We start from the raw sequence: 10,718 nt of genomic DNA on the forward strand, positions 1-10,718 counted from the left end.
TATAAACCGCCAATAGATCATCCATGGCGAAGACAATATCTTTATGGAAAATCATATAAACAACAAAGAATATCGATACAAAATAATTAATTCAGCCAGGTAGGACATTTCTATTTGGCTCAAAGTAGGACATTTCTACTTGGCCTTGACAGGGGTCTCTATATATTTAAAATAATTAATTTATATTAAGTAATATCGTTTATAGAAGCGAGGCTTAGATGGACAGCGAATAGAGAATGAAAAATCTCTCTATTGACAAAAGTAATAATATGTGCTAGTATAAATAGTTGTAATAAAAATATAATTTTGAAAAATTAAATGCAAACACCAGGAGAAAAATATTTGATAAAATATTTGATAAAATCAATTAAAAGATTAGGAACAAAAGCCTATATTATCAATATTGGTGCAAACACAAGCCTGGTTATCGAAAAGGAATTAGACGGAGCTGATTGTGACTTCATTGAAGATAGAACAGATGTTATAGATTCGAGAGTGGAATATTTAAAACTAAATAAGACCTACATTTGTTCAGTGGAAGAAATGAGAGAAGTTTCAAATGATAGTTACGATATTGTTTTTGCAAATTTTGTGTTAGAGCATGTTGATGACTTAAATAATTCTGCTAAAGAGATAAATAGGATTTTGAAAAATGAAGGAAGTTTTGTTACTTCAATTCCAAATCCACAAGCGCCAGAGTTCTTAATATCAAAATTTACTCCACTTTGGTTCCATCAATATATTCGCGGAGAAGGCGAAGGTGAAGGTCATGAAGCTCATGAAACTAAATATTCGTATAAGAGTATTAAAGAGTTTGTAGAGATATTTGAAAGCAAGGGTTTAAAGTTAGTTGAGAAAAATTTTACACCGTTTACTTTTGGTTATTTATACAGATTCCCAATAATAGGGTTTATTAGTAAGATTTATGATAAAATAATACATAGATTGGGATATGAAAGATTAATGGGAAATGTTTGTTTAGCATTTGAAAAAAAATAATATGGAATTATACGATTTTGTAAAACTTATTAGAAATAAAAAGAAGACAATTTTTTCTATTGTTTTCACGGTGCTTGTACTAGTTCTGCTAGTAAATTTTGTTTTACCAAAAAAATACGGTTCAGAAATGCAAGTATTAATTATTCAAAAAAATCTAAACAATACAGATCCTTATCTAGTTTCTAAATCTTCAGAACATTTAGGTAATGTTTTGGGTCAAGTCATCTATTCAGGATCTTTCTACAAAAAAGTTATTAATTCAGGGTTTGGAGTAAGTGAGACATATTTTGGCAAAACCTCAAAAGATCAGTTAAAAAAATGGTCAAGCACTATTAATGTTAGAAATGTTGAAGATACGGGGATTCTATATATATCCGCTACTCATTCAGATAGAGAACAGGCAGAATTAATTGTAGAATCAATTGGCTATAATTTGAAAACATTTCATATGGAATATCATGGAAGTGGTGAGAATGTTGAAGTAAAAGTAATTAATGAGCCTGTAACATCAAATTTTCCTGTTAAACCCAATATGATTATAAATGTTATTGCTGGGCTTGTTTTTAGTTTACTGTTCTCATTTATTTATATATATCTTTTTCCTGATAGAAAATATGATCTAAGATTATTGCCCGAGAGAGGAAAAAAGAAAACAAAACAACTCAAAACTTACTTGGTAGAAGAAAATAATAATGTAGAAAAAAATACCAACAAAGAAACAAAGGAAAAAAGCTCAGAAAAAAATTATCACAATGAAAATGAAATATATCAGGGAGAGTCTTCAGGGAATGACGACGATCAGCTTGGGGGATATGAACACGAAGAAAACGATGAAGAGGGAGATGACTTAGAAATTGATTATGATGATATAAGAAAAAAGGGGAATATTAATAATATCCTATAGAATTTTAACAAAAATACACCTCTAAAAAAGAGGTGTATTTTTGTTTTAATGACATTCATGCTATCTCAAAAATAATTCAAACATCCATCGTTCGGATTGGGGCTTTTTTAATGTCGTACATATGTACGACATTAAAATAACCATAGAATACTAAATAAATAATTTTTCTTCAAATATTGACATAATCTATCTTTTATGTTAAAGTTAGCGGTTATATTTATAAATAGGATATGGTAAATAATAGGGAAAATTTATTTAAAATTACTGCAATTATATCGCTAGTGAGCTTAGCGCTTGTTTTGTTGTCTAGTTTTCTGTCTTTGCCTTTTTATTATTTAGTTTTTGCTATAGTATTTTTTTCAATTATTTTAATTAAAATGGAGTATGGAATATATTTAATAGCTTTATTCCTGCCCGTTGTTAATTGGAATTTTGAATACTCTGGGCTGAGAATTCCGTTAATAGATTTATTGGCTGTTTCTGTATTTTTTGGGTATTTCTTTCAAAATTTTTTAGCTCGTGATTTCAGTCACATAAAATTTCCTCACTTATTTTCATTTTCTTTATTTTTTATAGTAACAATATTATCAAGCATATTTTCGGATAATATATTTTCTAGCATTTGGTACTCGCTTAGGTGGATTCTATTCTTCTACTTAGTATTTATTGCCCTTCCTTATAACGTGATAAAGAATGAAAAGATATTAAAAAATACTTTTATATTTTTTAGTTTTTCAGTTTTGGCCGTGTCGTTGATGGGTTTATTGTCAATTTTCTCTCAAGATTGGGTGAATACCCTGGCACGCGTAAAACCCTTGAGTATATTCGGTATATTTTTAATCGGGGAAAATCAAAATTTAATGGTAGAAACGTTATTACCAGGAATTTTTATTTTAATTGCTCTTAAATATTGGACCAAGAATAAGTTCCAAAAAAGGTTTATTAATGTTTTGATATTGTTTGTCGGATTTATTTTGCTTCTTACTTTTTCAAGAGGTGCTTGGCTTTCTTTGTTCATCGTAAGCATAGTATCTTCATTCATCTACTTCAGGGAAAGTGTAGTGAAATTTTTGATTCCATTGTTTTTAGTCTTAATCCTTTTATTCCCACTTGGTCTATACATGATAAATTTGCAAACAACCTATAGTGTGGGAACAAGCTCTAATAACAGTAGAATCTTATTGAGCGAAATTGCCTGGGATGGCTTTAGAGAAAACCCGATTCTCGGAAAAGGAACAGGGGAGTTTTTCAATGTTGTCGCTCAAAATATCCGTTTTAGGACAAACTATGGAGAACCAGTTGATTCCCACGGTGTTTTACAAAAAATATTACTTGAAAATGGTAGTCTAGGAATCATAACTTTTTTTATTTTTGTGTTTGCAATATATAGAAAGTTTTTTGGAACATTGAAAGATAGAAAATTTATTAGCCTATATCTACCTTTGATAGGGGCGGTTACTAGCGTTTTCATATTTGAGTTGTTCAATACTTCGTATTATAAAGGGAAGTTATGGTTTGTCGTTGCCTTAGCCCTTGTCACAATAAAGTTAATAGAAGAAAAAAAAATATATGCAAAATAAAATAAAAATTACATATATTATTCCTTCTCTGGATTTAGGTGGGGCAGAGAGGCTTGTCACGGAAATGATAAAAAATATCAATAGAGATATTTTTGATGTTAGCGTGATATGTTTAAGGCGAACTGGGCAATGGGCAGCTGAGATTGAAAAACTTGGTATAAAGATTGAGTTAGTAGGCTCTCTTCCGAAGTTAGAGTTCTTGAGCATACTTAAAATTAGAAAAATTCTAAGAAAAGAAAAACCAGACATAATTCACACTCATCTCTTCGGAGCAGATGTTTATGGAGGACTTGCTGCTCTGTCTTTGGGGATAAAGAATATTATATCGACAGAACATAATTTAAATTACAACGAAGGATTTATCAAAAAAAATCTGAAGAGCTTTGTTGTAAATAAGTTTTCAAAAATAGTTGCGGTATCAGAGGCTGTAAAAGATTATTCTGCTGAAACATATAAAATAGAAAAAGATAAAATTTCCGTATTTCATAATGGTATTCATTTCGAAAATTATTATAAAGAAATTAAAATAAAAGATCAGAAGGAAATTATTCTTGGATCTGCTGGAAGATTGACGACTCAAAAAGGTTTTGAAAAACTAATTCTTGCCATGAGATATGTTGAGAATGAGAATATTAAATTGAAGATAGCTGGTGATGGTAAATTAAAGTATGATCTACGTCATCTAATTAAAAAATACAAATTAGAAGATAGGGCTGTCTTAGTCGGCCCTCAAAAAAATATCCAAAAATTTTATTCAGAAATTGATATATATATTCAATCTTCAAAATGGGAAGGTCTAGGGATAAGCATCCTTGAGGCTGGAGCTGTGGGGCTTCCCGTAATAGCGAGTAGAGTCGATGGTATAAAGGAGATAATAAACGATGGAGAAACTGGGTTTCTCTATGAGTACGACGATGAGAGGGCTTTAGCTGAAAAGATTGTGGTATTGTCAAAGAATATAAATGAGAGAAAAAGATTGGCCGAGAATCTTCAAAAAAAGGTAGCTGAAGAGTTTTCTATTTTTAGAATGATTGAAAAATATGAAAAAATATACGAGCAACAATTAATGAAAAAAAAGAAGGTTTTATTTGTAAATAAATTTCACTATCTCAAGGGAGGGGCCGAAAGATCCTATTTTGATACCGCAAATATTTTAATAGAGAGTGGTCATGATGTTGCATATTTTTCAATGAAGCATCCAGAAAATATTGCATCTAGATGGTCGAAATATTTTATTGAAAATATTGAATATAATGACGATAAAATAAGTTTTTCAAAAAAACTTAGGGCTATTTTTAATATTTGGTATAATTTTTCAGCCAACAGAAGGCTCAAAAAGTTAATTAAGGAATTTAGGCCTGATGTGGCACATCTTCATAATATTTATCATCAAATATCACCATCTATCATAAATGTTTTGAAAAAGAAAAAAATACCAATAGTCTATACTCTTCACGACTATAAATTAATTTCTCCAAATTACAGTTTAATGTTAAATGGAAATATTTGGGAGAAAACAAAAAAGAAGAAATACTATAAATGTTTTTTTGATAAGTGTGTAAAAGATTCTTACTTGAAAAGTCTTGTTAGTATAATTGAGGCATATCTTCACGATTTTCTTGGGCTTTACAGAAAAGTTGATGAATATATTTCTCCAAGTAATTTTTTGATTGAAAAATTTGAAGATTTTGGTTTTGAAAATGAAATAAATTACCTTCCGAATCCTCTCTCCTTTGAGTCCAAAAATATAGAATCAGAAAAAGATTATTTTCTTTATTACGGTCGTCTTAGTAAAGAGAAAGGCATTTTTGATTTACTCTCAGCTTTTAGTAAGTCAAAATTAGTTAATAAGTTGTATATAGTCGGTGATGGTCCGGAAAGAGAAAAAATTGAAGATATTATAAAAGAAAAGAATCTAGGCCAAAGAGTATTCTTATTAGGCTATAAAAAAGGAAATGAATTAGAAAAAATAATAAATGAATCTCTTGCTGTTATTGTTCCATCGAGGTGGTACGAAAATGCTCCCTACACTATAATCGAGGCTATGAATGTAGCAAAAATAGTTGTTGCATCACGTGTTGGTGGTCTTTCTGAGATGATTCAAGAAGGGGAGACTGGTTTTCTTTATAATTTTGCTGATACTGATGATTTATCTTCCAAGCTCTTGTTAGTTTCTAATTTGGATATTGAAACAAAAAAAAGCATTGGAGTCGCAGCTCGGAGGCACGTATCTAGAGTAAATAGTAGAGAAAATTATTATAAAAAACTTATTGCAATATATAGTAGGGCGGAACACAAGGTAAAACTTAGACAAAAAAGAAAAGGTTTGTCATCTGTTTTTACACTTATTGTTTTAGCGTTTTTAATTCCAATAAATACAATTGCAATATTTGGTTTTGTAAAAAATAATAATTATCCAAAACTTGCAAATTATTTTCTAAACTGGGAGATAAGTAATCAGGAAGCAGTAGAACTCGCTAAGTGGGATTTGTTGGTGCTTGATATGGAAGTCCAAACTAATAGTCGGGAGCAAGTCAAAAAAATAAGACAGTATAATCCAGATATTATTATTTTAGCTTACGTGACTGCTGGAGAAATAAGACAGGACGCTTGTTCATATAATATGAGTATGCTTCGTTGTGAGCTTTTTAACAAAATTGATGACGAGTGGTATTTGTTAGATGCTCAAGGTGACCGGACAGTAGCTTGGCCTGGAACCAATATGATGAACTTGGGAAGTGACGACTATAATACTAATAATTCTTGGAATGATACTCTCCCTAAATTTGTTTACTATAAATTAATGACAACTGGTCTTTGGGACGGTGTATTTTATGACACAGTTTGGCATGATTTATATTGGGTGAATAATGGAGAATTGGATATCAATAGTGACGGCCAAAATGATAACATTGCCTATGTTAATGAACGATATAAAAATGGAGTTGCTAGAATGTTTAGCACAACCAGAAATTTGTTTGGAGAGTCATATATAATACTTGAAAATGGTTCATCACACGTGGCCTATCAGTCTTATATAAACGGGATGATGTATGAGAGTTTTCCGACTCCTTGGGAGGGTGCCGGGTATTGGCCGAATATAATGAAATCGTATCTTGAAAAAGAAAGCTTAAATGTTGAACCGAAAATTCAAATAATTAATGCAAACTCAAAAAATCAAAATGATTTAAGAAAAATGCGTGAGGGGCTTGGGAGCGCTTTACTTGGTAATGCTTATTATAGTTTTGATTTTGGGGAAACTCACCATGGACAAACATGGTGGTATGACGAATATAATCTAGATTTGGGGGCACCAATATCAAGTGCTTTTAGAGTCGATGGCCCCGATAGTAATTATGAACAAGGTATATGGAGAAGAAACTTTGAAAAGGGTGTAGTTTTTGTAAATTCTTATGATCGAAAGATAAACTATAATTTAGAAGAGAGTTTTTTATTAAAAATAAATTCAAATAAAGAAGAAATACTAATAGATAAAATTGAGCTTGAAGCAAGAGATAGTATTATTCTTTTTTATAGAGAAAAAGAAAAAGTAATTTCTGTTAGTAAAACATCTTCAGAATCAAAAGAGAGTACCGGTCCTGTTAATATGATAAAAACAAAAATTAAAGAGGAAGTCAAAAATATTATAAATGAGACAAAAGCGAAAATAGTTTTTACAGAAAAACCCATGAATATTATTTATAGCAATGTGTCTTTAGGAAAATTTAATTCTATTCTGGGTGGATCCAATATTGTCGATTCGAATAAAGATGCTCTTTTTGAAAAGGTTATCGGGACAAACAGAGGCGATGAATCCAGGGTCAATATTATAGATAATAACTCAAATCGTTTATTGGGAGTATTCCCAGTGTATCCAGGGGAATTTCGATGCGGTGCAGAAACTGCAGTAGGTGATTTTGATGGAGACGGAACATTGGAGATTGCCACTGTTCCAGATTGGGGAGGACCACATTTAAAGATATTTGATTTTAGTGGCAAGCTTAAGAATGAATTATTTTTTAACGATAGGGGACTTAGGGCATACTACGGTATTAAATCTGTTTATGATAATAGTATTGGGAGAGATATATTATTTTTAACAAGTTATTAAATATTAGCTATTTTTTAAGAGATTAATTTTTTGCTAAGTCTATTGATTTTTTTGAGAATTGTGCTAATATAATACAATTATTTTAGTGCCATAAAAATTGGCTAGTAATCAATTAATATATCTATATGTTTATGAACGTAATTCAATTGTTTACAAGGAGGAAATTAGTGATGTTTTTTGCAATCTTTGCTGTTGCAATGCTTTTTATACCAATGGCAAAAAGTAGAGTGAAGCCATACTACAAGGGTGGGGCCGTAAATTATAATAATCATATTTACATTGGCACCACCAATACTGGGAAATTTGAGATTTTTGGTCTCGATGACGGAAAACTTTATAGGAAATCTAGTATTATGGCCCAGGATGACACAAATTTCACAGACTCATTTTTCAGAGAAGAAGGTTCAAGGCTTTACGTTTATCTTGTAAATGGTGAATTATCAAAATATGATATAACTGATCCATATTTTCCAATTCAGGTTGCTAGAATAAGGGACAATTCTCGAGATAAGTTCTTTGGAGTCGTAAAAGCAGGGGACAATATTGCGACCATGGGCACAAAGGGGCTTAAAATTTGGAATGATAATTTGCAAGTAATAAATGCCTATGACATCAAAGTTAATAATAGTGAAAATTTAATATTTAGTAATAACGGCGGATTCATTTATAATTTTAGTGGAAGCGACCTCGAAATAATTAATGCAAACACTAGGGAAGTTTTATTGAATTCTCAAATGAATATTGCCGATGAAAATCATAATCAAAAACCATACAATGATAATATTGATGGTTCTGTATATGTGGTAGATGATAGTAGTTTAAGAAAAGTAGGCTTTAACGGTTTTCAAGATGATTTTAAACATATTTCTCACGTTGGTTACGATGTAGCAACTCTTTCCAATAAGGATTATGTATATTTCTCTGATGGTCACGGAGTAGTAAAAATGAATAAAAGTGATTTGGAGCCTATTTCATGGACATACACAACAGATATGGGACCAAGAGGTGCATGGGCCATGGGACTTGATATAGTGGATAGTAGCAATGGTGACATAGTTATAGTTTTTAACGGAAGTTCTATTGTCGCCCTTGATAAAAATTTAGACTTGATTGATTATTATGCTTCCCGAGACCAAGATCTTAGCCCTACTGAACCTCTCAGTTTATCTGCGGATAAATATAGAGCAGCTCCAAATTCTTATGTTTCATTAAGAGGGGTTGGTTTTGGACCATATGAAGATATTGAAATAAGTTTTTCAGGTGATATTTTTTACTCCAAGGCGGATGAATTTGGAAAATTTACAAAACTAATAACAGTACCTCCAGTATTCCCGAGAAGAGCTGACATTAAAGTCGATGGGCTTAGGACAGGACTCACCTATAGTGTTGGATTTGAGATAGAGTAATAATAATAGTATAGAATACTAAGTATAGAATAAAAAACCAAGTTTAAACTTGGTTTTTTGTTACTCTAATCCCATTTTTTTTATGTAATTTTAGCCTGTGCAAGACCACGAACATAATTGACACTTTTTATTTATAACTTCTATCTAGTTTTTTATCTATTTGGTCCATTAATTTGGCTATTTTCTTCCTATTTTTCATCTTTCTAGAGTTGGCTAATCGTTTACTCTGTTTCTTGAGATAATTTTGCCATTTCTCAGTTATTTTGTATGCTTCGTCTGGCTTCACTTTCCATAATACATAGAACTCCATTGGAGTTAGGTTACCAAGCGCTTGATGTGGTCTGATGTTATTGTAAATATATTCCCAATTCGCTATTCTTTTTTTCTGTTCTTCAAACGTTTCACAAATATTACCATGCTGATAAAATTCAAGTTCATCACTTAAGTGAGAACGTTCGACTCTGGGATTGTCAGTTGGTGTTCCTGAGCGAGAATAGAAATGGACAATCTTGTTATTCTCTAAATAATTATTAAAATCTTTTTCATTTTCTGATCCATTGTCAGTGTTAACACAGGCAATTTGAAATGGTAGTCTAGTTTCACATTCTTTTTGAATAGCTACAGCAGTTCTACTCTCACTGTCCCTAGCTAATCCAAGTGTTCTTATTCTGGTAAATGAATCAATGACTGTATGTTGGCACCAATAGCTATCATTAGTTTTAACTTTAAATCCCGTTAAATTAACAAAACCACCCATTTTCATTATATATTTCATATCTTTTTCTATTAGCGCTCCTGGTTTGTAATCTTTTATCTTTTGAGGTGGACGGGATTTTTGTCTCTGTTCAATCACTTTGTTCTTATGAGCTGTTTTAATTCTTTTGGATATTTTAACATCCAATAGCCCATGTTTATCTAGATATCTATTAGCCGTAGATGAGCCAACTTTAATACCATAATCTCTTTCTAAAACTGTCACCAATTTATCTTTTCCCCAATGATACTCTTCTCTGACTTCAATTATTTTATCTTCAGTTTCAGTATTTATTCTATTCCTTTTATTAGTATTAATTGGGACCCTTGATTCTGGTTCAAGTGATCGTGGATCTTTTCTATGATTAATCCATGTACTATGTATTTTTGATAACCACTGTCTTGATATACCTATCCTCCTGGAGGCCTTTGCTATTTTACCACCAGCTTCAAAATGAATTATATACATCCATTTTAATCTTTTCTTAGCTTCATCGGACAATCGATACCCCAAGGGATTTAATTCCTTATTTGCTTTAGTCTGCATAATATCAATAGACTTATTTTTTAATTCATAAAATCTATCAATATTATCATATTTTTCAGACATTTTAACCCCAATATCTATTTCCCACATTTTTCTATATCTTTTCTTCATATGAAAGCTTCATAGTGTCAACTGTAACATGGTCGAGTGCAAGGTATTTACAAAAAAAGATTTTTATTATATATTATCAATAGCCGCCAATATGGTGGTTTTTGATTGAAAACTACATTTTCGGGAATCGTCTAATGGTAGGACACCTGGTTTTGGTCCAGGCGATCGAGGTTCGAATCCTTGTTCCCGAGCAAATAAAAAAGTACTGAAAAATTTCAGTACTTTTTTATTTTGTTTATGGAATGCGGTGAGAACTTTGCATTGATAATTAAAGCAATAAAGCAACAGGTCTCCATCTCTAAATATG

General features: G+C 31.2%; 6 protein-coding genes and 1 tRNA gene. 6 read left to right on the top strand and 1 reads right to left on the bottom strand.

All coding sequences use genetic code 11. The features are described 5' to 3' along the window. Positions 1-318 precede the first annotated feature (318 nt). The 5 genes from PF572_00435 to PF572_00455 all read left to right on the top strand — a co-directional run bounded on the left by PF572_00435 (position 319) and on the right by PF572_00455 (position 9,000). Positions 319-999 (top strand): methyltransferase domain-containing protein, encoded by a 681-nt coding sequence (locus PF572_00435; GenBank protein MDA3839532.1) that lies wholly within the window; start codon positions 319-321, stop codon positions 997-999. Between the two features lies 1 nt (position 1,000). Then, positions 1,001-1,903, top strand: coding sequence for a Wzz/FepE/Etk N-terminal domain-containing protein (locus tag PF572_00440; protein ID MDA3839533.1), 903 nt, complete (start codon positions 1,001-1,003; stop codon positions 1,901-1,903). A 230-nt stretch (positions 1,904-2,133) separates the two neighbouring features. Further along, a complete protein-coding gene (locus tag PF572_00445) occupies positions 2,134-3,483 on the top strand; it encodes an O-antigen ligase family protein (protein ID MDA3839534.1) in 1,350 nt (449 codons plus the stop codon). Beyond that, complete coding sequence (locus PF572_00450) at positions 3,473-7,594, top strand: glycosyltransferase (protein MDA3839535.1); 4,122 nt, start codon at positions 3,473-3,475, stop codon at positions 7,592-7,594. The genes PF572_00445 and PF572_00450 overlap by 11 nt, the downstream gene beginning before the upstream one ends. A gap of 131 nt (positions 7,595-7,725) precedes the next feature. Then, on the top strand, positions 7,726-9,000 hold the full coding sequence (locus tag PF572_00455; protein ID MDA3839536.1) for a hypothetical protein: 1,275 nt from the start codon (positions 7,726-7,728) through the stop codon (positions 8,998-9,000). A 127-nt stretch (positions 9,001-9,127) separates the two neighbouring features. Here the strand turns inward: PF572_00455 and PF572_00460 are convergent, their stop codons facing one another. After that, positions 9,128-10,411 (bottom strand): integrase core domain-containing protein, encoded by a 1,284-nt coding sequence (locus tag PF572_00460; protein MDA3839537.1) that lies wholly within the window; start codon positions 10,409-10,411, stop codon positions 9,128-9,130. A gap of 120 nt (positions 10,412-10,531) precedes the next feature. Here PF572_00460 and PF572_00465 point away from each other — a divergent pair. Continuing rightward, positions 10,532-10,602, top strand: a tRNA-Gln gene (locus PF572_00465). Positions 10,603-10,718 lie beyond the last annotated feature (116 nt).

Source organism: Patescibacteria group bacterium (assembly GCA_027858235.1).
Taxonomy (GTDB): domain Bacteria; phylum Patescibacteriota; class Patescibacteriia; order Patescibacteriales; family BM507; genus BM507.